This is a genomic window from Mesorhizobium sp. M7A.F.Ca.US.014.04.1.1 (assembly GCF_003998745.1).
In the GTDB taxonomy this organism is placed as follows: Bacteria; Pseudomonadota; Alphaproteobacteria; order Rhizobiales; family Rhizobiaceae; genus Mesorhizobium; species Mesorhizobium ciceri.
Genome location: NZ_RZRW01001361.1, coordinates 1 through 588 on the forward strand (window position 1 = coordinate 1; position 588 = coordinate 588).

At 61.7% G+C, this 588-nt stretch carries 1 protein-coding gene; it reads right to left on the bottom strand.

Going from position 1 to position 588, the window contains the following annotated elements:
• On the bottom strand, positions 1-588 hold a 588-nt coding region (locus tag EOA22_RS36545), incomplete at both ends, for a GGDEF domain-containing protein (protein WP_164756332.1).

Sequence of the window (588 nt, forward strand, 5' to 3'; positions counted from 1 at the left end):
GAGATAGCGGCGGTTGGGCAGGCCGGTCAGCGGGTCGTGCAGCGCAACATGCTCTACATGCGCCTTTGCGACCTTGAGTTCGGCATTTTTCGATTCCGACAGCTGGCGCTCTCGAATGAGCGTCTCATTGAGCAGCACGTCGCTGGTGACGTCCCACTCGGCGCCGATCATCTTCGGCGTGCCGCCGATGTCCTGGAAGAAGGCTGCGCGCGTGCGCACGTGGCGCGTGGTACCGTCCGCTAGCAGGACTCGATATTGCGAAGAATACGGTCCCTCCCTCTCGGCGGCCGCGTCGAACTCCTGGCGCGTCCTGTCAAAATCTTCGGGATGAATGGCCATCGCCCAGTCTTCATAACCGCGCGGTTTGCCATCGGCTGGCTTGCCGTAGATCTGGTTGACGCGGTCGTCCCATAGCAGTTCTTTTGTGGCCAGGTCGTGCTCCCACACGCCAATTCCAGAAGCTTCCAGGGCCAACTCAAGGCGGCCAGACAGACGTCTGAGCTCGGCATAGTTTTTCTGTCGTTCGCCGAACAGTCGCCCGGCCACCAGGATCGGCAGCACCACCAGCGCGCCGGCAAAGGCTATGAG